The 24,701-nt window shown below is 68.7% G+C and carries 24 protein-coding genes; 19 read left to right on the forward strand and 5 right to left on the reverse strand.

Annotation, left to right across the window (positions count from 1 at the left end; all coding sequences use genetic code 11):
• Positions 1-13 precede the first annotated feature (13 nt).
• Positions 14-532 (forward strand): tripartite tricarboxylate transporter TctB family protein, encoded by a 519-nt coding sequence (locus VAPA_RS15725; RefSeq protein ID WP_021007747.1) that lies wholly within the window; start codon positions 14-16, stop codon positions 530-532.
• A 4-nt stretch (positions 533-536) separates the two neighbouring features.
• Entirely contained in the window at positions 537-2,105 is a 1,569-nt protein-coding gene (locus VAPA_RS15730; protein ID WP_021007748.1) for a tripartite tricarboxylate transporter permease, read from the forward strand.
• 221 nt (positions 2,106-2,326) lie between these two features.
• Here VAPA_RS15730 and VAPA_RS15735 read toward each other — a convergent pair whose 3' ends face one another.
• From VAPA_RS15735 to VAPA_RS15750, 4 genes are all read right to left on the reverse strand, one after another.
• Positions 2,327-3,250, reverse strand: coding sequence for a pirin family protein (locus tag VAPA_RS15735; protein ID WP_021007749.1), 924 nt, complete (start codon positions 3,248-3,250; stop codon positions 2,327-2,329).
• A 25-nt stretch (positions 3,251-3,275) separates the two neighbouring features.
• The gene (locus VAPA_RS15740) at positions 3,276-3,827 is read right to left on the reverse strand and encodes a flavodoxin family protein (protein ID WP_021007750.1); all 552 of its coding nucleotides are present in this window, start codon (positions 3,825-3,827) and stop codon (positions 3,276-3,278) included.
• A 54-nt stretch (positions 3,828-3,881) separates the two neighbouring features.
• The gene (locus VAPA_RS15745) at positions 3,882-4,301 is read right to left on the reverse strand and encodes a DoxX family protein (RefSeq protein ID WP_021007751.1); all 420 of its coding nucleotides are present in this window, start codon (positions 4,299-4,301) and stop codon (positions 3,882-3,884) included.
• An 83-nt stretch (positions 4,302-4,384) separates the two neighbouring features.
• Entirely contained in the window at positions 4,385-5,086 is a 702-nt protein-coding gene (locus VAPA_RS15750) for a pirin family protein (protein ID WP_021007752.1), read from the reverse strand.
• 172 nt (positions 5,087-5,258) lie between these two features.
• Between VAPA_RS15750 and VAPA_RS15755 the strand changes: the two genes are divergently transcribed.
• The 5 genes from VAPA_RS15755 (at position 5,259) to VAPA_RS15775 (ending at position 10,561) form a co-directional block, all read left to right on the forward strand.
• Positions 5,259-6,212: a LysR family transcriptional regulator gene (locus VAPA_RS15755; protein ID WP_021007753.1), complete on the forward strand. Its 954-nt coding sequence runs from the start codon at positions 5,259-5,261 to the stop codon at positions 6,210-6,212.
• Positions 6,213-6,547: 335 nt separating this feature from the next.
• Positions 6,548-7,630, forward strand: a complete 1,083-nt coding sequence (locus tag VAPA_RS15760; RefSeq protein WP_021007755.1) for an NAD(P)/FAD-dependent oxidoreductase — start codon at positions 6,548-6,550, stop codon at positions 7,628-7,630.
• A 7-nt stretch (positions 7,631-7,637) separates the two neighbouring features.
• A complete protein-coding gene (gene gluQRS / locus VAPA_RS15765) occupies positions 7,638-8,561 on the forward strand; it encodes a tRNA glutamyl-Q(34) synthetase GluQRS (protein ID WP_021007756.1) in 924 nt (307 codons plus the stop codon).
• The gene (trmB, locus tag VAPA_RS15770; protein WP_021007757.1) at positions 8,561-9,304 is read left to right on the forward strand and encodes a tRNA (guanosine(46)-N7)-methyltransferase TrmB; all 744 of its coding nucleotides are present in this window, start codon (positions 8,561-8,563) and stop codon (positions 9,302-9,304) included. The genes gluQRS and trmB overlap by 1 nt, the downstream gene beginning before the upstream one ends.
• Before the next feature lie 99 nt (positions 9,305-9,403).
• Complete coding sequence (locus VAPA_RS15775) at positions 9,404-10,561, forward strand: ABC transporter substrate-binding protein (protein WP_021007758.1); 1,158 nt, start codon at positions 9,404-9,406, stop codon at positions 10,559-10,561.
• 4 nt (positions 10,562-10,565) lie between these two features.
• Here the strand turns inward: VAPA_RS15775 and VAPA_RS15780 are convergent, their stop codons facing one another.
• A complete protein-coding gene (locus VAPA_RS15780; RefSeq protein ID WP_021007759.1) occupies positions 10,566-11,285 on the reverse strand; it encodes a Crp/Fnr family transcriptional regulator in 720 nt (239 codons plus the stop codon).
• A gap of 102 nt (positions 11,286-11,387) precedes the next feature.
• Between VAPA_RS15780 and VAPA_RS15785 the strand changes: the two genes are divergently transcribed.
• The 12 genes from VAPA_RS15785 to bglX all read left to right on the forward strand — a co-directional run bounded on the left by VAPA_RS15785 (position 11,388) and on the right by bglX (position 24,669).
• Complete coding sequence (locus VAPA_RS15785; protein ID WP_021007760.1) at positions 11,388-11,978, forward strand: HD domain-containing protein; 591 nt, start codon at positions 11,388-11,390, stop codon at positions 11,976-11,978.
• A gap of 23 nt (positions 11,979-12,001) precedes the next feature.
• The gene (locus VAPA_RS15790; protein WP_021007761.1) at positions 12,002-12,769 is read left to right on the forward strand and encodes a class II aldolase/adducin family protein; all 768 of its coding nucleotides are present in this window, start codon (positions 12,002-12,004) and stop codon (positions 12,767-12,769) included.
• A gap of 90 nt (positions 12,770-12,859) precedes the next feature.
• Positions 12,860-13,786: a LysR family transcriptional regulator gene (locus VAPA_RS15795; RefSeq protein WP_021007762.1), complete on the forward strand. Its 927-nt coding sequence runs from the start codon at positions 12,860-12,862 to the stop codon at positions 13,784-13,786.
• 77 nt (positions 13,787-13,863) lie between these two features.
• Positions 13,864-15,294, forward strand: coding sequence for an FAD-dependent tricarballylate dehydrogenase TcuA (tcuA, locus tag VAPA_RS15800; protein WP_021007763.1), 1,431 nt, complete (start codon positions 13,864-13,866; stop codon positions 15,292-15,294).
• Positions 15,278-16,504 carry a tricarballylate utilization 4Fe-4S protein TcuB gene (gene tcuB, locus VAPA_RS15805; RefSeq protein WP_021007764.1) on the forward strand — a complete coding sequence of 409 codons (1,227 nt, stop codon included), beginning with the start codon at positions 15,278-15,280 and terminating at the stop codon, positions 16,502-16,504. Before tcuA ends, tcuB begins: the two co-directional genes overlap by 17 nt.
• Positions 16,505-16,543: 39 nt before the next feature.
• A complete protein-coding gene (locus VAPA_RS15810; protein ID WP_021007765.1) occupies positions 16,544-17,332 on the forward strand; it encodes a class II aldolase/adducin family protein in 789 nt (262 codons plus the stop codon).
• A gap of 46 nt (positions 17,333-17,378) precedes the next feature.
• Complete coding sequence (locus VAPA_RS15815; RefSeq protein ID WP_021007766.1) at positions 17,379-18,344, forward strand: tripartite tricarboxylate transporter substrate binding protein; 966 nt, start codon at positions 17,379-17,381, stop codon at positions 18,342-18,344.
• Positions 18,345-18,354: 10 nt separating this feature from the next.
• On the forward strand, positions 18,355-19,254 hold the full coding sequence (locus VAPA_RS15820; protein WP_021007767.1) for an amidohydrolase family protein: 900 nt from the start codon (positions 18,355-18,357) through the stop codon (positions 19,252-19,254).
• Between the two features lie 60 nt (positions 19,255-19,314).
• Positions 19,315-20,292 carry a Bug family tripartite tricarboxylate transporter substrate binding protein gene (locus tag VAPA_RS15825; protein ID WP_041946473.1) on the forward strand — a complete coding sequence of 326 codons (978 nt, stop codon included), beginning with the start codon at positions 19,315-19,317 and terminating at the stop codon, positions 20,290-20,292.
• Positions 20,293-20,311: 19 nt separating this feature from the next.
• Entirely contained in the window at positions 20,312-21,295 is a 984-nt protein-coding gene (locus tag VAPA_RS15830; protein WP_021007769.1) for a D-2-hydroxyacid dehydrogenase, read from the forward strand.
• 51 nt (positions 21,296-21,346) lie between these two features.
• Complete coding sequence (locus tag VAPA_RS15835; protein WP_021007770.1) at positions 21,347-22,327, forward strand: tripartite tricarboxylate transporter substrate binding protein; 981 nt, start codon at positions 21,347-21,349, stop codon at positions 22,325-22,327.
• A gap of 68 nt (positions 22,328-22,395) precedes the next feature.
• A complete protein-coding gene (bglX, locus tag VAPA_RS15840) occupies positions 22,396-24,669 on the forward strand; it encodes a beta-glucosidase BglX (protein WP_021007771.1) in 2,274 nt (757 codons plus the stop codon).
• The last annotated feature ends 32 nt before the right edge of the window (positions 24,670-24,701 follow it).

Raw genomic sequence — 24,701 nt, forward strand, 5'->3', positions numbered from 1 at the left:
CGAAGGAGACTCAATGCACCCGCACGGTGAAGATCCGGCCTCGCACGCGCTACGGCCCGCATCGAAATTCAAGAAGGACTACTACGGCGGCGCCTTGCTCGTGGTCGTCGGACTCGCGGCCGTCTATGCCGGTGTCGGCTACCGCGTGGGCGAGCTCGCGCACATGGGGCCGGGCTTCTTCCCGGTGGCGCTCGGCGGACTGCTCGCGCTGACCGGCCTGCTGATCGCCCTCTCCGCGCGCGGCGAGGAACCGGCGAGCGAAGAGGCCGTGTCGCACGGCCACCCGGGCGGCATGCCCGACATGCGCGGGTGCATCTGCATCATCCTCGGCATCCTCGCGTTCCTGCTGTTCGGCGAATACGGCGGCCTGCTGCCGGCCACCTTCGCGATCGTGTTCATCTCGGCGCTCGGCGACCGCGACAACTCGCTGACCGAGGTAACGCTGCTCTCGCTCGCGATGTGCTTCATCGCGGTCGTGGTGTTCTGGTGGGCGCTGAAGCTGCAGCTGCCCTTGTTCCAGTGGGGAGGCTGAAGCCATGATCGGTCAATCGCTCCACGACCTCTGGTTCGGCTTCGGCGTTGCGTTCCAGGGCTCGAACCTGCTGTGGTCCTTCTTCGGCGTGCTGGTGGGCAACCTGATCGGCGTGCTGCCGGGCATGGGCGCGCTGCAGGCCATCTCGATCCTGCTGCCGCTCACCTACGTGATGCATCCGGTGCCCGCCATCCTGATGCTGGCAGGCATCTTCTACGGCTCGCAGTACGGCGGCGCCATCGGCGCCATCCTGATGAACATGCCTTCGCACCCGCCGCACGCGGTGACCTGTCTCGACGGGTATCCGATGACCAAGCAGGGCAAGGGCGGCGTCGCGCTCGGGGTGACGATGATCGCCTCGTTCTTCGCGGCGTCGGTCGGCATCATCGTGATGATCTTCGCCTCGCCGCTCCTGGTGCAGATCGCGTTCAAGTTCGGCCCGACCGAGATCTTCTCGATCATGCTGCTGGGCCTGCTCGCGGGCTCGACCATGTCGCGCGGCTCGCCGCTCAAGGGCGTGGCGATGACGATCTTCGGTCTCTTGTGCGGCGTGGTCGGCACCGACGTGAACAGCGGCAGTTTCCGCTTCGCCTTCAACCTGCCCGAACTGAGCGACGGCCTCGAACTGGTGGCCATCTCGATGGGCCTGTTCGGCGTGGCCGACTTCCTGCTCAACGTGAACCGCATGAAGAGCATCGGAGACACGGGCACGCTCAAGCTCAGCGACATGCGGCCCAGCAAGGAAGAACTCAAGCGCGCCTTTCCCGCGATGATCCGCGGCACCATCGTGGGCACGGTGTTCGGCGCGATGCCGGGCACGGGCCCGACCATCACCACCTTCATCGCCTATGCGCTGGAGCGCAAGGTGTCGAAGACGCCGAACAAGTTCGGCACCGGCATGATCGAAGGCGTGGCCGGCCCCGAGGCCTCGGCCCACTCGAAGACGCAGGTCGACTTCATTCCCACGATGAGCCTGGGCATTCCGGGCGACGCGGTGATGGCGCTGATCCTCGGTGCGCTGCTGATCCAGGGCATCCAGCCCGGCCCGCAGCTCATCACCGAGCATCCGGACATCTTCTGGGGCCTGATCGCCTCGTTCTGGATCGGCAACGTGATCCTCGTGGTGCTGAACGTGCCGCTGATCGGCGTGTGGGTGAAGCTGCTGAAGGTGCCCTACAAGTACCTGTTCCCGGCCGCGATGTTCTTCATTGCGACGGGTGTGTACAGCACGCAGAACAGCCTGTTCCAGATCTGGGAGGTGCTGGTGTTCGGCATCGTCGGCGCGGTGCTGATGACGCTGGAGTTCTCGGTCGCGCCCATCCTGCTGGGGTTCGTGCTCGGGCCGATGGTGGAAGAGAACTTCCGCCGCGCGCTGCTGCTCTCGCGCGGCGACATGTCGGTGTTCGTGACGCGGCCGATCAGCGGCACCTTCATCGGCCTGTGCGCGCTGTTGCTGATGGGCGTCGGCTACTCGGCATGGCGCGCACGCAGCCACCGCAAGGCCATGCTCGAACTACCGAAGGCGCCCGATAGCGCGCCGCCTGCGGAGGCGGTCGCGATCGGCGGCAAGTAAGCAGAGAGGAAGGCCCGCTCAGTCGGGCCTTTTTTTTGCGAATCGTGCGCTCGCTCTTGTTCAGGGCGGTCGTTGATCGGCGGTACACCTACAGCTTGCCCTGGTGCACAGGGCACCGGGTGCTCCCCGCAGCGAAATCAAGGAGGAGCCGAAGGCGGGGGACATTCGCGGAGAGGAGTACCCGGTGGCCTGTGCACGCGCCACGAATAACGCCCCAGAGATCAGACAGGCGTCGTTCCGACATCGGGCTCGCGCACGCCAAAGGGCTTGCCGGGCAGCGGAATGAACTCGGTCTCGCCAGGCACATGTCCCATGCGCTGGGCGGCCCAGTCGGAGCCGGCTTCCAGGATGCGCTCGCGCCGGCTCGAGACGAAATTCCAGGTGATGTAGCGCGGGCCGTCGAGCGGCTCGCCGCCGATCACCATCAGGCGCGCGGCGGTGCCGGAGGTCAGCACCGCGCCCTGGCCATCGGGCAGCACCGCCATGGTGTGCGCGGGGATCGATTCGCCATTGACGCTCGCATCGGCATCGACAACGTAGACGGCCAACTCGGGTGCCAGTGCGGGCAGCTCGAAACGGCCGCCTGCGGGCAATGCGATGTCGAGGTAGATCGTCTGCGACAGTGTCTTGACTGGCGAGCGTTGGTCAAAGGCCTCGCCCACCAGCACGCGCACCGCCGCGCCCTGCTCCACCACCTCGGGAATGGCACTGGCCGGCGTGTGCTCGAAGCTCGGCTCGGCTTCTTCATGCGCCTGCGGCAAGGCAGCCCAGAGCTGCAGCCCGTGGTTGACGTAGGTGTCGGCCTTGAGGCGTTCGGGCTTGCGCTCGGAGTGCACGATGCCGCGCCCCGCGGTCATCCAGTTGATGGCGCCGGGCAGGATCTCCTGCACGCTGCCGAGGCTGTCGCGATGCATCATCGCGCCCTCGAAAAGATAGGTGACCGTGGACAGGCCGATGTGCGGATGCGGCCGCACGTCGTGCTCCATGCCGGGCTGCTCGGTGGCCGGCCCGAAGTGGTCGAAGAACACGAACGGCCCGACCGAACGGCGTTGCGCCGCCGGCAGCAGGCGTCGCACCTTGAAGCCGCCGCCGAGGTCCTTGTCGTGCGGTTGAAGCAACTGGGTCTGGGCGGCGGTGTCGGTCATCGTGGGCTCCGTGGGTGACTGGGTTTTATCCGCGCGATCTTGCCACTTCGGCGATGCGCTCGCCGAAAGCGCGCGCGGTGTCGAAGTCGCCCTTGAACATTTCCGCCGGGCTCGCATCCGAAGGCGACTGCGTCAGCAGGCCGCCGTAGCCGCCCATGTAGTTCATCGAATCGCGCGTGGCCGCCTTGTTGTTGGTCGGCAGGATGCCCATGCTGACCCAGATGCCGCTGTGCTGCATCGCGAGCGTCCACAGGTAGCTCAGGGTCGCGACCTTGTCGCCGTTCATGGTGGCGCTGTTGGTGAAGCCCGCGAAGAGCTTGTCCTTCCAGCCCTGCGTGTACCAGACCTTGGACGACGCATCGGCGAACTTCTTGAACTGCCAGCTCACGCCGCCCATGTAGGTCGGCGAGCCGAAGATGATCGCGTCGGCCGCGGCCAGCGTCCCCCAACCGCCTTCGGGCAGGTTGCCGTCGGCGTCGATGGCGAGCAACTGCGCGCCCGCGCCGTCGGCCACGGCTTGCGCCACGCGCTGGGTGTGGCCGTAGCCGGAATGAAAGACGACGACGATGTTTGCCATTGGGCGATTCTCCTGAACGGAAGCGATGATCAGTGGTGTCGAATGGGGGAGAGCCTACTTCTTGTCGACGCTGAAGCGGCCGGGACCGAAGGCCGAGAGGGCGAGCAGGCCACCGGCGATCGCGATGTTCTTGTTGAAGTTGATCTGCTGCATCATTTTCACGGCGTCGGGCGCCGACCAGTACTTGTGGAAGAACAGCGCGGCGGCCACGGTGAAGATCGCCATCGCAATGGCAGTCCAGCGGGTCTTGAAGCCCACCAGCAGCGCGATGCCAAGGACGAGTTCGACCAGGATGGCGATCGCGGCGCCTACTTCCGGCAGCGGCAGGCCCACCGAGTTGATGTAGCCGACGGTGCCCGCAAAGCCCATGAGCTTGCCGATGCCGGCGGGAATGAACAGGTAGGCGATCAGGGCACGGCCGATCAGGGCCAGCGTGTCCTGGGCTGCGTTGGGGGGGGTGGTGGTGCTTGCCATGGTTGAAAACTCCTCGATTGTCGAAATGAAAAATGGAAAGGAACAGGGGAAAAAGAAGCCGGGCGACACGCGCCCGGCATGGATCAGGCGGCCAGGTCGAACACCAGCACTTCGGCATCCTTGCCGGCGCCGAGCGTGAGCTGCGATTCGCCTTCGAGCATCGCGGCGTCGCCGCCCGCGAGCTTCTGGCCATTGACTTCGAGCTCGCCGCGCACCAGGTGCACGTAGCTCTTGCGCTTCGGATCGAGCGCCAGGCTGGCCTTCTCGTCGCCGTCGAGCAGGCCTGCGAACAGGCGCGCATCGGCGTGCACCGTCACCGAGCCGTCGGCACCGTCGGGCGAGGCCACGAGGCGCAGCTTGCCGCGCTTCTCGGCGTCGCTGAACTTCTTCTGCTCGTAGCCCGGCGCAATGCCGCGCACGTTCGGCTCGATCCAGATCTGCAGGAAGTGCGTGGTCTCGTCGGCCTTGTGGTTGAACTCGCTGTGCATCACGCCGCGGCCGGCGCTCATGCGCTGCACGTCGCCCGGAGGAATGGACTCCACGTTGCCCATGCTGTCCTTGTGCGCCAGTTCGCCCGAGAGCACGTAGCTGATGATCTCCATGTCCTTGTGGCCGTGGGTGCCGAAGCCGGCGCCCGCCGCCACGCGGTCTTCGTTGATCACCCGCAGGTTGCCGAAACCCATGTGGGCCGGGTCGTAGTAGCCGGCAAAGGAAAAGCTGTGGAACGAGCGCAGCCAGCCATGGTCGGCATAACCGCGTTCCTGTGATTTACGGACTTGCAACATCGTCAGACTCCTTCGGCCGTTCCCCGGGGGGATGTTCCGGCCTTCTTCGTATGCCGCGCCGGATGCGCAGCGGATGTGAAGAACTTTAGGCCCGTACCCCATGGACAAAAGCGCCTGCTTTTGATGGCATCATTCAAATTTTTTGATCGATCAATCGATCCATGGAGCCGCCATGCCCAGCGCCAGAGACGTACTGACCCCCGATGCGCTCGCCATGCTGCAGACCGTGGCCAGCACCGGCAGCTTTGCCGGCGCCGCGCGCGCGCTCAACCTCGTGCCCAGCGCGCTCAGCTACCGCGTGCGCCAGATCGAGGACGCGCTCGACGTGCTGCTGTTCGACCGCAGCGCGCGCCAGGCCCGCATCACCGAGGCCGGCGCCGAACTGCTGCGCGAGGCGGCGCGGCTGCTGGGCGAGATCGATGCGGTGGCCAACCGCGTCAAGCGCGTGGCCACCGGCTGGGAGCCGATGCTGACCATTGCGGTCGACAGCGTGATCGCGCGCGACCCGCTGCTCGACCTTGCCACCGCCTTCTTCGCGCTCGATCCGCCCACGCGGCTCAAGCTGCGCGACGAAACCCTGCTCGGCACCATCGAGGCGCTGACCAGCGGCGAGGCCGACCTGGCCATTGGCGCGGTGCTCGACGCGGCGAGCCTGGCCTTCACCGCCACCGGCATCCGCAGCCGGCCCATCGGCGAGCTGTGTTTCGTCTACGCCGTGGCGCCGCATCATCCGCTGGCACGCTTGCCCGAGCCATTGACCGATGCGGTGCTGCGCCAGCATCGCGCGGTGGCGGCCGCCGACTCGGTGCGCAGCGGGCCCAGCATGACGGTCAACCTCGTCGGCGGACAGGACGTGCTCACCGTGCCGAGCATGCAGGCCAAGCTGGCGGCGCAGCTGCACGGCCTTGGCGGCGGCTTTCTGCCCGAGCCGATGGCGCGGCCCTACATCGAGGCCGGCCACCTGGTCGAGCGCAAGACCGAACGCCAGCCGCCCCTGGCCACCATGCACTGCGCCTGGCGCGTGCGCAGCGCGGGCGGGCCGGGCCGCGCGCTCGACTGGTGGCTCGCACAGTTCGAGCACGAGGCCACACGGCGGGCGCTGCTGGAGCGGCATCGGGGGCGTTGACTCGGTGCGAACCGCGCGCTGACTGCACGAAAGGGGCATGTTGGAGTGCATTGTTCGAGGCGCTGCTGTTCAGGGCACGATCCCGCCGACGTGATCGTTATGCGGACCTGTTCTTGATCGGCCAGTACCACAGCCGCGCCTCTCGTGCACAGGGCATCGGGTGCTCCCCGCAGCGAAATAAAGGAGGAGCCGAAGGCGGGGGACATTCGCGGAGGGGAGCACCCGATGCCCTGTGCACGCACCCCGAACAGGACACGTCCTCCTGCCCCGCTCCCGGACCGATGTAGAGTCCGGACACATCCATCCGTCTCCCGTACACAAGAAAAGAGTCCCTCATGACCACTCGCGCAACTGCAAAGGCGACCGACCGCCACCGACCCCCCGCCGCTCCACGCCACTACGCCGTCGTCGGCGCCGGCATTGCCGGCGTGGCCTGTGCCCGAACGCTGGTGCAGGCCGGCCACAAGGCCACGGTGTTCGAACGCGAGGCTGCGCCCGGCGGGCGCATGGCCAGCGTCGACTCCGCCTTCGGCCGCTTCGACAGCGGCACGCAGTACTTCACCGTGCGCGATCCGCGCTTTGCGCTGGCGCTCGAAGCCACGCCCAATCTCTGCCGTCCCTGGAGCGCAAACCTCGTGCGCGTGCTCGATGCGCACGGCCGCGTGGCGGAAGCCGCATTGCCCGGGCACGAATCGCATTGGGTGGCGCAGCCCGGCATGGATGCCCTGGTGGCCCACTGGGCCGCGCCGCTGGGCGACAGCCTCGTGGTCGACACGCAGGTGACGCAGATCGAACCCGACGCGCTCGACCCCAAGCGCTGGCAGCTGCGCACCGCGGGCGAAGACGATTCGCAGCACGTGTACTCGGGCTTCGACGCCGTGCTGCTGGCCGTGCCGCCCTCGCGCACGCGCGTGCTGCTGGGCGACGGCAAGCTGTCCGCCTCCATCAGCCAGAAGATCGAGCCGGTGCGCATTGCGCCCTGCTGGACGCTGATGATCGCCTTCCCCCAGGCCAACCAGGCCAACATGTCGCACCTCGGCCCGCAGTGGAATGCAGCGCGCAGCACCCACCACCGCGTGGCATGGCTCGCACGCGAGTCGTCCAAGCCCGGTCGCGAACGCGTCGAGCGCTGGACGCTGCAGGCCAGCGCCGCGTGGTCGCAGGAGCACCTGCGCGACGACGCCGCACGCGTCGAAGCCAAGCTGCTGCGCGCCTTCGCCGAGATCACCGGCATCCATGCCGCGCCCACGCACGCCCAGGCACGCTGCTGGAACGAAGCCCAGACCCAGGTCCCGGTCGGCAAGAGCCACCTGTGGGACGCCAAGGCGCGCATCGGCGTGGCCGGCGACTGGTGCACCGGCCATCGGGTCGAAGACGCGTTCCTCTCGGGACTCTCGCTGGCGCTCGCAGTGATCTGATCCGCGGATGCGTGAGACCGGCCGTTTCGCGCCCTCGCCCACCGGTCCGCTGCATGCCGGCTCGCTGGTGGCCGCGCTCGCAAGCTGGCTCGACGTGCGTGCGCGCGGGCCGCAGGCGCGCTGGCTGATCCGCATCGAGGACGCCGACACCGAACGCTGCCTGCCCGACATGGGCGAGCACATCCTCCGGCAGCTGGCCGACTGCGGCCTGCTGCCCGACGAAGCGCCGATATGGCAGACGCAGCGCACCGAGCGCTACGAAGCCGCGCTGGCAAGGCTGCAGGCCCTTGGCCTTGCCTACCCCTGCGGCTGTTCGCGCAAGGACATCGACGAGGCGCTGGCACGGCTCGGCCGGCCGCACACGCGCCATGGTGAGCGGGTCTACCCCGGCACCTGCCGCGACGGGCTGCATGGCAAACCCGCACGCGCCTGGCGCTTCGCCACCGAGAAGTTCGAATCCGCCCAGCCGGCACTTGCGTCCGGCGAACTCTGCTGGACCGACCGCCGCCTCGGCCGCCAATGCCAGGACGTCAGCCGCGAGGTCGGCGACTTCGTGCTGCGTCGCGCCGATGGCCCGTGGGCCTACCAGCTCGCGGTGGTGGTCGACGACGCGGAACAGGGCGTGACCGACGTGGTGCGCGGCGAAGACCTGGCCGACAACACCGCGCGCCAGATCCTGCTGCAGCGCGCGCTCGGCCTGCCGACGCCCAGCTACCTGCACGCGCCGCTGGTGCGCGGCGCCGACGGCGACAAGCTCTCCAAGCAGAACGGCGCCATCTCCATCGACACCGCAACGCCCGAAGCCGCCCTGGCCGCCCTCGACACGGCCGCGCGCGTGCTCGGGCTGCGCGCCGCCACGGCGGCCTCCTGCGCGCCGGCATTGGCCGGCTGGGTGCCCGAATGGCGCGATCTCTACAATTCGCGGCCGTAATGACCTTTCCCAACACCGTGCCCCACGATTCCCCGCCAAGCGACGACGACGCGGCCGACAACAAGCCGCATCCGCTGCACCGCCGCCTCAAGAGCTTCGTGAAGCGCGCCGGCCGCACCACCGACGGCCAGGCGCGCGCCTTTGCCGAACTGGGCCCGCTGTTCCTCATCCCCTACAAGCCAGAGCCGCTTGACCTGGCGGCGGCCTTCGGCGGCCGCACGGGCCCGACCGTGCTCGAGATCGGCTTTGGCATGGGCGAGGCCACCGCGCACATCGCCACCGTGCTGCCCGAGACCAATTTCCTGTGCTGCGAAGTGCACGAGCCCGGCGTGGGTGCGCTGCTCAAGCGCATCGGCGAGCAGTCGATCACCAACATCCGCATCTGCGCGCACGATGCGGTCGATGTGCTCGACCACATGCTGCAGCCCGGTTCCCTGGCGGGCGTGCATGTGTTCTTCCCCGACCCATGGCACAAGAAGCGCCACAACAAGCGCCGCCTGATCCAGCCCGAGTTCGTGAAGAAGCTCGCCGGGCATCTGCAGCCGGGCGGCTACATCCACTGCGCCACCGACTGGCAGCCCTACGCCGAGCAGATGCTCGAGGTGCTGTCCGCCGAATCGCTGCTGCGCAACACGGCCGAAGGCTACGCACCCAAGCCCGGCTACCGGCCGCTGACCAAGTTCGAGAACCGCGGCCTCAAGCTGGGCCACGGGGTCTGGGACCTGGTGTTCCAGCGCGCCTGAGGCCGCCCTCCCTGAATCCCGGCGGCGAGGCCTCTCGCCGCCTTCCCCGCGGGCACCGAACTTGCTACACTTTTTTACTACTGTGAAAAAAGGTGACCCATGGACAGTTCTCGCAGGGAATGGCTGGGCAAGGCGGGCGCAGCGCTGCTGCTGGGCGGTGGCGTTCATCTGCCGGCGCTTTCGCAATCGAGCCGTGCGGCGGGCGCCCGGGTGGTCCTGCTGGGCCAGTCGGTCCCCCTGACGGGCGCGGCCAGCGAGATCGGCCTGGCCTTCGCGGCCGGCAGCCGGCTGGCCGTGGGCGACTTCAACGAGCGCAATGCCGCCAGCGGCCTGCAGCTCAAGCTCCTGCAACTCGACGACGGCTACGACGCGGCGCGGGCCGCCGCCAACGCCCGCACCCTGCTCGGCGCCGACAAGGCCGACATGCTGTTCGGCTTCGTGGGCACCGCCAGCAGCGATGCCGGAGCGAACGTGGCCGCGCAGCAGGGCAGCCTGCTGTTCGCGCCCTTTGCCGCCTCCGACACACTGCGCGAGGCGAGCCATCCCCACGTGTTCCACGTGCGCCCCGGCATGATCGACGAGGCGCTGAAGATCGTGCGCCAGTGCGCGACCGTGGGGCAGACGCGCATCGCCCTGGTGGGCGACGACGACGCCATGGGCCGCGCCGGCCTGGCCGCCGTCCAGCAGGCCATCACCGAGCTGAAGCTGCCCGCGCTGGTGGCCACGGCCATGGTTCCGGTGGGCGGCGACAAGCTCGACGCGGCGCTGAAGACGGTGCAGCAGCAGACGCCGCAGGCCATTGTGCTGGTGTCGCTCTCGGGCACCACGGCCAATGCGATCCGCAAGCTGCGCAAGAGCGGCTACAGCGGCAGCTTCATGGCCTTCTCGATCGTGGGCATCGACCCGCTGTACGCCGAACTGGGCAAGGACATCGGCGGCATCGTGATCTCGCAGGTGGTGCCGTCGCCGCGGCCCTCGGCCATTCCGATCGTCAAGGAGTACCGCGCCGCGGTCGACAACTCCGACCAGACGCCCTCGTACGAAGGCCTCGAGGGTTTCATTGCAGCCAAGGTGGTGGGCGAGGCGGTGCGCCGCGCCGGCCGCGGCTTCACGACCGCGAGCCTGCAGCGCGTGATGACCGCCATGACCGACTACGACGTGGGCGGCTTCCGCGTCAACCTGCGCCCGGGCCTGCGCGATGCCTCGCGCAACATCGACCTGATCAGCATCTCGGCCGACGGCCGCGTGCTCCGCTAAGGCGCTACCCGGTGCTCACCAGCGCCTGCAGCGCATCGAGCGACAGCAGCTCGATGCGCCCGTAGCCCAGCGCAATCACGCCCTCGCCCGCCAGCGCATTGAGCTCCTTCGAGAGTGTCTGGCGCGTGACGCCGAGCATCATCGCCAGCGCCTCCTGCGGCAGCATCAGCGTGCGGCGCAACTGCACCGACTGCGTGGCGTCGCCGCGCGCCATCACCAGCAGCCGGTGCGCCACGCGCGCACGCAGGCTGCGCAGCGTAGCGTCTTCGGTGAGGCCATAGAGCATGCGCACGCGCGCGGCCAGCATGGCGGCCATCGCGTTCGCAAAGACCACGTCGCGCATCTGCTGGGCAAAGGCGTCCGGCGGCACCACGAGCAGGTCGAGCGCTTCCAGCGCGGTGGCGTCGTGCGTGCGCGGCGAGCCGTCGATCAGCGTGATCTCGCCGAACCAGTTGCCGGGCTCGAGCACCGCAAGAATGGCTTCGCGCCCGTCCTGCCGCAATGACGAGATCTTGATCGTGCCGGCCAGGAGGCCATAGAAGCCGCCGCCCGCTGCGTGGATCGGATCGCCCTGGCGGAACACCATCGCGCCGCGCCGGACATGAATGAGTTCGGCCGCGCCCAGCAATGCTTCGCGCTGCGCGCGCGGCATGCTGGTGAACCATGGATTGCGCTCCATCGCAGCGCGGTGCGGGGCGGAAAGACGCGGCTTGGGAGGAGGCATGCGGGGGTTTACCAGAGCCCTGCATTGTCAAATTCTTGACAGTTGAACGTCAAGCCCGGGTCTACAGTGGCCGCTCCCCCCAGGAACACGGAGACAGACACGATGAGCGAACGGGCAGGTTTCAGGAGCATGCAGGAGAGCACGCGCGAAGACTGGCAACTGATCGGCGGCGAATTCAGGCAATTCGCGGGTGGCCTGCCCGCGCGCGTGATCCGGCACCTGCAGATCCTCGAAGGCGACTACGGCGGCTTTCCGGTCGACCGCTACACCCATTCGCTGCAGACCGCCACGCGCGCGCTGCGCGACGGCCGCGACGAGGAATACGTGGTGTGCGCGCTCTTGCACGATATCGGCGACACGCTCGGCAGCTTCAACCATCCCGACATTGCCGCGGCCATTCTCAAGCCCTTCGTGAGCGAGGCCAACCACTGGATGGTGCAGCACCACGGCATCTTCCAGGGCCACTATTTCTTCCATCACATCGGCCTCGACCGCGACATGCGCGACAGCTTCAAGGACCATCCGCACTACGAGCGCACGGCCGAGTTCTGCGCGCTCTACGACAACCCGGCCTTCGACCCCCGCGCCGAGACGCTGCCCATCAGCGAATTCGAACCCATGCTGCGGGGCCTGATGGCGCAGCCGAAGCAGAGCATCTACAAGGCCGCCATGAAGGAACCGGCGGCGGCCTGACCCCCACAAGGAAACCACTCACCATGAACGCAAACTCCCAATCCGAAATCCAGAAGCTCGTCTCCGCCGAGGAGTGGCAGCTGCGCGTCGACCTTGCCGCCTGCTACCGCCTGGTGGCGCTCTACGGCTGGAGCGACCTGGTCTTCACGCACATCAGCGCACGCATTCCCGGGCCCGAGCACCACTTCCTGATCAACCCCTACGGCCTGATGTTCGACGAGATCACCGCATCGAGCCTGGTCAAGGTCGACCAGCAGTGCAACAAGATCATCGAGTCACCCTACCCTGTGAACCCGGCCGGCTTCGTGATCCACAGCGCGGTGCATGCGGCGCGCGAAGACATCCAGTGCGTGCTGCACACCCACACCAGGGCCGGCATCGCCGTGAGCGCGCAGAAGAACGGCGTGCTGCCCATCAGCCAGCAGTCGACCTTCGTGCTGGCATCGCTGGCCTACCACGACTACGAAGGCGTGGCCTTCCGCGACGACGAGAAGCCGCGCCTGCAGGCCGACATGGGCAACGCCAATTTCCTGATGCTGCGCAACCATGGCCTGCTCACCTGCGGCAAGACCATTGCCGATGCCTTCCTTTCGATGTACACCTTCGAGAACACCTGCCAGATCCAGATCGCGGCCCAGTCGGGCGGCGGCGAACTCACGCAGGTGAATCCCAGGATCGTCGAAGGCGTGGGCCAGGCGATGAAGGTCCAGACGGGTGGCCTGGGCGGGCAGTTCGTCTGGCCCTCGCTGATCCGCAAGCTCGACCGCATCGACGACAGCTACAAGCAATAGGCAACACCCGCCGGTTCCGGTTTCCACGGCTGCCAGTGCCTGCGCGACAGGTGCCGGCAGCCATTTTTTCATCTGCGCGATGATGCGGGCATGGAACTGAGGCAACTGCGCTACTTCGTCAAGGTCTGCGAACTCCGCAGCATGGGCCGCGCGGCCATCGAGCTGGGCGTGGTCACCTCGGCGCTGAGCCAGCAGATCAGCCGGCTCGAAGGCGAGCTCTCCACCCGGCTGCTGCAGCGCAGCTCGACCGGCGTCGTGCCCACCGATGCCGGCATGGCCTTCCTGCACCAGGCGCAGCTCACGCTGCGCCATGCCGACGACGCGGTGCGCGCGGCGCAGCAGGCGCGCCTGTCGGGCCATGTGAGCGTGGGCCTCGCGCCCACCACGGCCACCGTGCTCGGCGTGCCGCTGATGCGCGCCATGCAGGAGCGCTACCCCGAGGTGCGGCTGCACATGGTCGAGGCGCTGTCGGGCCATCTCACGACGATGCTGCATGCGCGCCAGCTCGACCTGGCGGTGCTGTTCCAGACCGACACGCCGCGGCGCTGGAGCGTCGCGCCGCTGCTGGCCGAGAAGCTGTTCGTGATCGCATCGCCGACGCTGGGCGGACGCCCCACGGGCACCAGGGTCCGCCTGTCGCAGCTCGCCGATGTTCCGCTGATCCTGCCGAGCGGCAGCCACGGCCTGCGCGCAACGCTGATGGCGGCCTTTGCCCGGGCCCGCATCCAGCCGCGCATCATTGCCGAGGTCGACGGCCTTGCGCTGCTGATGGACGCAGTGCGCGCGGGCTACGGCGCCACCGTGCAGCCCGGCGCCGCCACGGCCCGCCACGACCGCGACGACCTGGAGCTCACGCAGATCAGCGATGCGCACGTGGGCCGCCGCAACCTGCTCGTGAGCCTGTCCGACGACGAGCTTTCGCCGGCCGCGCTGGCCGCACGCGTGGTGGTTGCCGACACGGCGCGCGCCCTGGTGCGCGAGGGCCGCTGGACCGGCGCAAGTCTTCTCGAAAACTGAACACCCGTTGCCTCTTTCGGCCTTTCGCGTGAAGGCCCCGCTCTCTAAAGTCTCCCGGATTCAAAGGAGACCCACGAGTGATCGACGTACTGGTTGTCGGCGGCGGCAATGCCGCGCTGTGCGCCGCGCTGATGGCGCGCGAGGCCGGCGCTTCGGTGCTGCTGCTGGAAGCCTCGCCCAAGGCATGGCGCGGCGGCAATTCGCAGCACACCCGCAACCTGCGCTGCATGCACGATGCGCCGCAGGACGTGCTGGTCGAGGCCTACCCTGAAGAGGAGTACTGGCAAGACCTGCTGAAGGTGACCGGCGGCCTGACCGACGAGCACCTGGCCCGCCTCGTGATCCGCGCCTCGTCGAACTGCCGCGACTGGATGCGCCGCCACGGCGTGCGCTTTCAGCCGCCGCTGTCGGGCGCGCTGCACGTGGCGCGCACCAATGCCTTCTTCATGGGTGGCGGCAAGGCGCTCGTGAACGCCTATTTCCGCAGCGCCGAACGGCTGGGCGTGCAGATCCGCTACGACACGCCCGTGGCCTCGGTCGAACTCGACGGCGACCGCTTCGTGGCCGTGCGCACCGAGGCCGGCGAGCGCATCGAAGCGAAGAGTTGTGTGCTCGCCTCGGGCGGCTTCGAATCGAACCGCGAATGGCTGCGCGAAGCGTGGGGCCAGAACGAGCGCGGCGAATGGCCGGCCGACAACTTCCTGATCCGCGGCACGCGCTTCAACCAGGGCGTGCTGCTGAAGTACATGATCGCCGCGGGCGCCGACAGCATCGGCGATCCGTCGCAGGGCCACATGGTGGCCATCGATGCGCGCGCACCGCTCTACGACGGCGGCATCTGCACCCGCATCGACTGCGTGTCGCTGGGCGTGGTGGTCAACCGCGAGGCGCAGCGCTTCTACGACGAGGGCGAGGACTTCTGGCCCAAGCGCTATGCGATCTGGGGCCGGCTCGTGGCGCAGCAGCCGGGGCAGATCGCGTGGTCGGTCATCGACCAGAAGGCCGTCGGGCGCTTCATGCCACCGGTGTTTCCCGGCACGCAGGCCAACACGCTCGGCGAACTGGCACGCAATATCGGCCTCGACGAAGCCACGTTCGTGCGCACCGTGCAGGACTACAACGCCGCCTGCCGCGTCGGCCGCTTCGACCACACCGCGCTCGACGACTGCCACACCGAAGGCATCGCGCCCGCCAAGACGCACTGGGCGCGCCCCATCGACACCGCGCCCTTCTACGCCTACCCGGTGCGCCCCGGAATCACCTTCACCTACCTGGGCCTGAAGGTGGACGAGACCGCGGCCGTGCGCTTCGGCGGCCGGGCGAGCCCCAACCTGTTCGTGGCCGGCGAAATGATGGCCGGCAACGTGCTGGGCAAGGGCTACACGGCCGGCGTGGGCATGAGCATCGGCACGGCCTTCGGCCGCATCGCGGGCACGCAGGCGGCACGCGCAGCAAAGAACCTTTCGAAAAAGAATTCCCCGGAGACCGCCCTTGCAGCAGCTCACTGACCTGGTCGCACGCGCCCGTGCGGATGCCGACGGCGTCGGCAGCGCCTCGGCGCGCGTGATCCCCATCCGCCCCGTCCTGCCGCTGACTGCCAGCGAAGGCGAAGTCGCGCGCATCCTGCAGATCTGCAACGCCTGCCGGTATTGCGAAGGCTTCTGCGCCGTGTTCCCCGCAATGACGCGGCGGCTCGAGTTCGGCAAGGCCGACACGCACTACCTTGCCAACCTGTGCCACAACTGCGGCTCCTGCCTGTATGCCTGCCAATATGCGCCGCCGCACGAGTTCGCGGTGAACGTGCCGCAGGCGATGGCGCAGGTGCGCATGCAGACCTACCACGACTACGCGTGGCCGCCCGCGATGGGAGCGCTGTACAGGAAGGCCGGCCTCACCGTTGCGCTGGCACTGGCCGCAGGGCTCGCGCTGTTCCTGGTGCTGGCCGTGGCGATGACGGGCGCGCTGCTGCACGAACCGCTTGCGGGCAACTTCTACGCGATCTTCCCGCACAACTTTCTCGCGCTGGTGTTCGGGGCGGTGTTTGCCTTCGTGGTGTTCGCGCTGGCGATGGGCGTGCGGCGCTTCTGGCGCGAGGTGTCGCCGGCGCAGGAGAACGCGCCGGGCGAAGTGGCCGGCGTGCGCGCCGCGGCCGGCGCCGAGGCCGCGCACGACGTGCTGCGCCTCACCTACCTCGACGGCGGCCACGGCGAGGGCTGCAACAACGAAGACGACCGCTTCACGCTCTGGCGCCGCCGCCTGCACCACTTCACCTTCTACGGCTTCATGCTGTGCTTCGCCTCCACCTGCGTGGCAACGCTCTACCACTACCTGCTGGGCCTGCACGCGCCCTATGCGCGCACGAGCCTGCCGGTGCTGCTGGGCACCGCGGGCGGGATCGGCCTGGTGATCGGCCCCGCCGGGCTGCTGTGGATGAACCTGCGGCGCAACGCGGCGCATGGCGACGTGGCCCAACGGCCGATGGACCGCGGCTTCATCGCGCTGCTGCTGCTCACCAGCGTGACCGGCCTGGCCCTGCTCGCGTGGCGCGACACCGCCTTCATGGCGCTGCTGCTCGCGGTGCACCTGGGCGTGGTGATGGCGCTGTTCCTCACGCTGCCCTACGGCAAGTTCGCGCACGGCATCTTCCGTTCGGCGGCGCTCTTGAAGTTCGCGATCGAAAAACGCCTGCCCAGCCGCCTGCAGCTGGGCGCCGACTGAATGAATGAACCGAATCCTCCCATCGAAAGGAACCCCGCGATGACGAACCCTGGCGTGCTCCAGATCCCTTCCATGAAAGACCGCTGCTCCGAGGCCGAGTGGCAGGCCCGCATCGACCTGGCCGCCTGCTACCGCCTCGTCGATCTCTACGGCATGTCGGACATGATGGCCAACCACATCTCCTCGCACGTGCCCGGCGAGCATGGCGCGTTCCTCATCAACCCCTACGGGATGATGTACGAGGAGATCACCGCGTCGAGCCTCATCAAGGTCGACCAGGACGGCAACATCCTCTCGAAGCCCGACTTCGGCGAGCTGGACTACGGTATCAACAAGGCCGGCTACGTGATCCACAGCGCCGTGCACGCCGCGCGGCCCGACGTGGCCTGCGTGATCCACACGCACAGCTGGGCGTCGATGGCGGTGTCCTCGCTCGAATGCGGCCTGCTGCCGCTCACGCAGACCGCCATGCGCTTCCTGAAGATCGGCTATCACGACTACCAGGGCGTGGTGCTCAACACCGAGGAGCAGGCCTCGCTGCTGGCCGACCTGGGCCACAGCGAAGCCGTGATCTTCCGCAACCACGGCGCGCTGGTGGTGGGCCGCAGCGTCGGCGAGGCCTTCAACTGGATGCACCGGCTCGAACTGGCCTGCCGCGCGCAGATCGGCGCGATGTCGTGCAACACGCCGCTCAAGGCGGTGCCGCAGCACATCCTCGAAGAGACCTGGAACAACTACCAGCCCAGCACCCGCCGCCCCTACGGACTCATGGAATGGCCCGCGCTGCTGCGCAAGCTCGACCGCATGGACCCGGGTTTTCGCGACTGACTGGTTTTCTCCCCCGCATCGAAGAGCGAACGACGAGACAGACACGATGAAAAGACGACACCTTCCCGCCCTCGCGCTGGCGCTTGCCGCCGCCTGGGCGCTGCCCGCCGCGGCGCAGAAATTTCCGCAGAAGCCGATCACACTGGTCGTGCCCTTCGCGCCCGGCGGCAACCTCGACGTGGTGGCGCGCACGCTGGCTCCCGTGCTGAGCCAGACCCTCGGGCAGCCGGTGATCGTGGACAACCGCGCGGGCGCAGGCGGTGCCATCGGCGCCTCGTATGTCGCACGCGCGCAGCCCGACGGCTACACGCTGCTGGTGAGCACGCCCAACGCCCTGGTGGTGTTGCCGCTGATGACCAAGACCAGCTACCAGCTCGACAGCTTCAGCCCCATCGGGCTGATGGCCACCACGCCGCTGGTGATCGCGGTGCGCGGCCAGGGGCCGTACAAGGACATCGATGCCGTGCTTTCGGCGGCGCGCAGCAAGCCGGGCCAGGTCACGGCCGGACATGCGGGCCCCGGTACCACCAACCACGTCGCGCTGCTGCAGCTCGAGCAGGCCGGCAAGCTGAGCCTCAACGCCGTGCCGTACAAAGGCTCGGCCCCGGCGCTGACGGACCTGCTGGGCGGGCAGATCGACCTCGTGGTGGACCAGCTCACGAGTTCGGCCGCGCACATCCAGTCGGGCACGCTGCGCGCGGTGGCCGTGATGTCGCGCGAGCGCGACCCTGCCCTGCCGAACGTGCCCACGCTGCGCGAAGCAGGCCTTGCCAATTTCGAAGCCACCACCGCCACCGGGCTGCTGGCACCGGCCGACACGCCGCAGGATGTCGTGAACGCGCTCAACGCGGCGCTGCGCAAGGCGTTGAACGACGATGCCGTGAAGCGCAGGCTGGTGTCGGTCGGCAGTCCGGGCCAGGCCTCTTCGCCCGACGAATGGCTGGCAACGCTCAAGAAGGAAGAAGCGAGCGCAGCGGTGCTCGCGAAGACCGGCAAGCTCAGGGCCGACTGAGGCGCGCACGATGACCCGCCCCTGCCTTCCCCCTCGCGGCACATACGAGCCCCTGGCCTTCGACCCGCCGCCGGGCGCCTGCGACAGCCATGCCCACGTGTTCGGCCCCTACACCCGCTTTCCGCTGGCGGAAGACCGCAGCTACACGCCCGTCGAACATCCGGGCGAAGCCTTCGTCGCGCACCTCGACCGACTGCGGCTTGCGCGCGGCGTGCTGGTGACCGGAAGCGCCAGCGGCACCGACAACGGCGCGGTGCTGGCTGCCCTGCAGAGCTATCCGCAACGGCTTCGCGGCGTGGCCGTGCCGCAGGCCGGCACCACCGATGCCGAACTCGAGCGCTGGCACGCGGCGGGCATTCGCGGCGTGCGCTTCAACCTGTTCAAGCGCGACGGCCACGCGGTGTACCGCAACGGTGTCGGCATCGAGGTGCTCGAGGCGCTGGCGCCGCGGCTTGCCGGCCTCGGCTGGCATGCGCAGATCTGGATCCACGCGCCCGACCTGGTGGAACTCGCACCGCGCCTGCTGCGCACCGGGCTGCCGCTGGTCATCGACCACATGGGCCGCATGGCGGCCGCCCGCGGCGTGGAGGATCCGGGCTTTCGCACGCTTTGCCGGATGCTGGCCGAAGGCAAGGCCTGGACCAAGATCTCCGGCGCCGACCGCAACACCGACATGGGGCCGCCCTATGGCGACATCGATCCCTTTGCCGCGGCACTGCTCGAAGCCAATGCCGGGCGCGTGGTGTGGGGCAGCGACTGGCCGCACATCAACTACTTCGAGGCGCACCAGGTGCCCGACGACGGCGCGCTGCTCAACCTGCTGGCGCGCTGGCTGCCCGACGAGCGCATGCGCCGGCGCGTCCTGGTCGACAACCCCGCGGCGCTGTACGACTTCGCACCGGCTGCATAAACCCCGAGGAACAGAAAAATGACACGAGAAAAGCCTTCATCATCCATCGATTCGTTCGCCATGCGCCGCCGCAGCTTCTCGGGCGCCGCAGCAATTGCCTTGCTCGCAGGCGGCCTGGCCACGGCCCACCGCGCCGAGGCACAGGCGTCGTATCCGTCGAAGCCGGTGCGCGTGGTGGTGGCCTTCACGGCCGGCGGCACCACCGACATCCTGGCGCGCGCAGTGACGCAGCAGATGTCCGAGAAGCTCGTGCAGCCCTTCGTCATCGACAACAAGCCCGGCGGCGGCGGCAACATCGGCACCGAGTTCGTGGTGCGCGCCCCCGCCGACGGCTACACGCTGATCGTCAATTCCGTGGGCCCAATGGCGGTGAACCAGACGCTCTACAAGAACCTGCCGTACGACCCGCTCACCGACCTCGTGCCGGTGGTGCAGATCGCCGACGTGCCCAACGTGCTGGTGGTGAACCCGGGGGTGCCCGCAAAGACGATGGATGAATTCATCGCCTACGCCAAGGCGAATCCGAACAAGCTGAACTACGGCTCCACCGGTGTCGGCACCTCGTCTCACCTGTCGAGCTACATGCTGAGCAAGCGCATCGGCGCCGAGACGCTGCACATTCCCTACAAGGGCGCCAATGCGCTGAACGACCTGCTCGCGGGCCGGGTGCAGTTCATGTTCGCGACCATTCCGTCGGTCATCTCGCACATCAAGGCGGGCAAGCTGCGCGCCATCGCGGTGAGCAGCCTGCAGCGTTCGCGTTCGCTGCCCGATGTGCCCACAGTGGCCGAGAAAGGCTTTCCGGACTTCTCGGCCGGCTCGTGGTTCGGCTTCTTCGCGCCCAAGGGAACGCCGGAGCCGGTGATTGCGCTGCTCAACAAGGCGGTCAACGACGCCCTGCCCTCGCTGAGTGCACAGATGGTGCGCGAGGGCGCCGACCCGGTCGGCGGCACGCCGGCGCAGTTCGGGCAATTCACGCGCCGCGAGTACGAGAAGTGGAAGCTGATCGTGCGCGAATCGGGCGCCATAGCCGAATGACGCGGCATCGCCTGAAGAGATGACGACGACGCAACCCCTGCGCATCCTGATGTCGCCCGCGGCCGAGCACCAGACGGCGGACGGCCTGGCGGCGGCGCTGGGCGGCCGGCCCCATGTGCTGGCAGGCATCGGCGACGATGCCGACGTGGCCTTCGTCTCGCGCGACGTCACCGGCCTCTCGACCAAGCATGCGGTGCTGCCCGAAACACAACGCTTCCACGACGCCCTGCGCGGCGCGCCTTCGCTGCGCTGGGTGCATGCCCACTCGTCGGGCGCCGACCGGCCGGTGTATGGCGAGCTCCTTGCACGCGGCGTGGCCGTGACGACGTCGTCGGGCGCCAATGCGGGCGTGGTGGTGCAGACCGCGCTGGCCGGGGTGCTGATACTGGCACGCTGCTTTCCGCAATTGCTGGCGGCGCAGCACAGCCGAGGCTGGACGCCGCTCGTGGGCAGCGGGCTGCCGCGCGACCTCGCGGGACAGACCGCGGTGATCGTCGGCTGGGGCCCCATCGGCCAGGGCCTGGGCTCGCTGCTCGCGGCGCTGGGCCTGCGCGTGATCGCCGTTCGAAGCAGCGACGACGCGGCCGCGCCGCCCACATCCAAAACGGTGAGCTATGAGCGCATCGGCGAAGTGCTGCCGCGCGCCGACTGGCTGGTGCTGGCCTGCCCGCTGAGCGAACGCACCCACAACCTCGTCGACGCGGCGGCACTCGCGCGGCTGCCGGCCGGCGCCCGGCTGGTGAACGTGGCCCGCGGCGAGGTGGTCCATGAGGTCGCGCTCATCGATGCGCTGCAGCGCGGCGCGCTGGCCGGCGCCTACTTGGACGTGTTCGCACAGGAGCCGCTGCCGGCCGCATCGCCGCTGTGGGCGCTGCCCAACGTGATCGTCACGCCACACACCGCCGGCCACTCCGACGGCAACGAGACGCGCGTGGCAGCCATCTTTCTGGACAACCTGCGGCGCTGGACACAAGGCCAGCCGCTGCTGAACCGGGTGGGCTGAAACCCAGACCCTGCAATCTTCAAAACCACGACAACACCAAGACTCATCACGATGAACAAGACGCTCTCCTCTTTCCTGCGCGCCGGCACGGCCGCCCTGCTCTCGGCGGCGGCCGCTTCGACCGCGCTCGCGGCCGGCTGGCCGGTCAAGCCCATCACCATCGTCGTGCCCTTCGTGGCGGGCGGCACCACCGACATCGTCGCGCGCACCGTGGGCCAGAAGCTCTCGGAATCGCTCGGGCAGCCGGTCATCATCGACAACCGCGGCGGCGCGGGCGGCACCGTGGGCGCGGCCATCGCATCGAAGGCGCCGGCCGACGGCTACACGCTGTTCCTGGCCACCATCGCGCATTCGATCGCGCCGGGCCTCTACAAGCGCCTGCCCTACGACTTCCAGCGCGACTTCGATCCCGTGGCGCTCGTGGCCTCCACGCCCAACGTGCTGGTGGTCAACGACAAGGTGCCGGCCAAGTCGGTGGCGGAACTGGTGGCCTACATCAAGGCCAATCCCGGCAAGGTGAACTTCGGCTCGGCCGGCAACGGCAGCACCGAACACATCTCTGGCGAGCTGTTCCGCTCGATGACCCGGACCGACATGACCCACGTGCCGTACAAGGGCGGCGCGCCGATGATGGCGGACCTGATCGGCGGCCAGATCCAGATGGCCATCGAAACCAGCCCCTCGGCCGCGCCGCACGTGCGCGGCGGCAAGGTGGACGCGCTGGCCGTGACCACGCTGAAGCGCTCGCCGGCCTACCCGGGCGTGCCCACGCTCGACGAGGCCGGCCTCAAGGGCTACGACATGACCACCTGGTTCGCGCTCATGGCACCGCACGGCACGCCGCCGGAACTGGTCACGCGCCTGAACGCCGAAGTCGCCCGCGCGCTGCAGCAGCAGGACGTGTCCAGGCGTTTCGAGGAGCAAGGCGTAACAGCAGGCAACATGCGGCCGGCCGAGCTCAAGGCCTTCATCGGCAGCGAAACCACCAAGTGGGTGAAGGTGGCCCGCGACGCCGGCGCGACTGCCGAATAGGCCCCCGCGCCTACGGCCAAAGCCCGAGCGCACCGTGCGGCGTCGCTTTGGCGGGACAATGGCGGGCCATGCACGTTCGAATCCCCGCCATGGCGGCCCTGCTGGGCCTGGCCTGTTTTCTCTTCTCCCCCGTCTCCCATGCCGCCCCGGCCACCGCCGAGGGCGCCGCGGGCGCGGATGCCCGCATCGAATCGCTCATCGCCCGCATGACGGTCGAGGAGAAGGTCGGCCAGCTCAGCCTCTACGGCCCCGCCGACACCAACATCCCCGGCAATCCGCAGGCCGCCCAGCGCAATGGGCAGCAGGAGATCGACGACGTGCGCGCCGGCCGCCTCACGGGCCTGTTCAACAACGAAGGGCTGGAACGCAAGCGGGTGCTGCAGGAGGTGGCCGTGCGCGAATCGCGCCTGGGCATTCCGCTGCTCTACGGCGCCGACGTGATCCACGGCTTTCGCACCATCTTCCCCATGCCGCTGGCCGAGGCCGCGAGCTGGGAGCCCGAACTCGCCGAGCGCACCGCGCGCGTGGCCGCGGTCGAAGCCAGCGCGGACGGCTTCCGCTGGACCTTCGCGCCCATGGTGGACATTGCACGCGACGCGCGATGGGGCCGCGGCATCGAGGGTGCGGGCGAAGACGTGTACCTGGCCAACCAGTTCGCGGCCGCGCGCGTGCGCGGCTTCCAGGGCAGCGACCTCTCGCGCGCCGATTCGCTGCTGGCCACGCCCAAGCATTTCGCGGCCTACGGCGCTGCCGAGGGCGGGCTCGACTACGCCGCCACCGACATCTCCGAGCGCACGCTGCGCCAGGTCTACCTGCCGCCGTTCCGCGCCGCGCTGGACGCGGGCGCGCTCTCGGTCATGAGCGCCTTCAACGAGATCTCCGGCATTCCATCCATTGCCAACCCGGCGCTCCTGACGGGCGTGCTGCGCGACGAATGGAAGTTCAAGGGCTTCGTGGTGTCCGACTACACGGCCGACGAGGAACTGATCGCGCACGGCTACGCGGCCGACGGCCGGCAGGCGGCGAAGCAGTCGTTCCTGGCCGGCACCGACGTCAGCATGCAGAGCGGCCTGTACATGCGCTACCTGCCCGAGCTCGTGGCCTCGGGCGAAGTGCCGATGGCGCGGCTGGACGATGCGGTGCGCCGCGTGCTCTGGGTCAAGCAAAAGCTCGGTCTCTTCGACCAGCCGCTTCGCGGCCTCGACGCCGCACCGCAGGCCCGGGCCGACAACCCTGCGCACATCGCGCTGGCGCGCGAGGATGCGCGCCGTTCCATCGTGATGCTGAAGAACGAACGCGCGGTGCTGCCGCTGCCCAAGTCGGGCCGCAAGATCGCGCTGATCGGGCCCTTCGCCTCGGGCACGCAGGACCTGCTCGGCGCATGGAGCCTGTTCCCGGGCCAGTCGGCGCCCGTCGGCATCGACGAAGGCCTGCGCGCCGCACTGGCCGACCCCGGCGCGCTGACGGTGGTGCGCGGCTCGGGCATCGATGCGCCGCTGGCCGGCGGCATCGAGGCCGCCGTGGCCGCCGCGCGCGATGCCGACGTGGTGGTGCTCGCCATCGGCGAGAGCGAGCGCATGTCGGGCGAAGCCCGCTCGCGAACCGACATCGGCATTCCGCAGGCCCAGCAGGACCTGGCCGAGGCCGTGGCCGCCACCGGCAAGCCCGTGGTCGTGCTGCTGAGCAACGGCCGCGCGATGGCGCTCAGGGGCGCGGTGCGCAACGCCGACGCCATCCTCGTCACCTGGTTTCTCGGCGTGCAGACCGGCACGGCCATTGCCGACGTGGTGTTCGGCGACTTCAACCCCTCGGGCCGGCTGCCGGTGAGTTTTCCGCAAACGTCCGGCCAGGTGCCCTTCTACTACGGCCAGAAGCGCACCGGCCGGCCGCTGCCCGACAACGACCAGGCCATGGCTTTCAAGACCCGCTACGTGGACACCACGAACCAGGCGCTCTACCCCTTCGGCTACGGCATCGGCTATGCACCGGTGCGCTACGACGGCATGGAGCTGAGCCAGGACCGGCTGCCCCTCGGCGGCACGCTGCGCGTGCGCGCCACCGTCACCAACACCGGCCAGCGCGAGGCCGAGGAAGTGGTGCAGCTGTATGCCGCCGAACGGGCCGCGAGCGTGACGCGGCCGGTGCGCGAGCTCAAGAACTTCCGCAAGGTGCGCATCGAGCCCGGTGCGTCGAAGGTGGTCGAGTTCACGCTGCGGGCGGACGACCTGCAGTTCATCGGCCGCGACATGAAGCCGACGGTCGAGCCGGGAGAGTTCGACCTGTGGGTGGCGCCTTCGGCGGCGGGCGGCATCAGGAAGAGCTTCGCGCTCACGCGGGAGTGATGCGCACGCGGGCGAGGCCGCACGCCATGCCG

Origin of the sequence: Variovorax paradoxus B4 (assembly GCF_000463015.1) — a bacterium.
Lineage (GTDB): Bacteria > Pseudomonadota > Gammaproteobacteria > Burkholderiales > Burkholderiaceae_C > Variovorax > Variovorax paradoxus_E.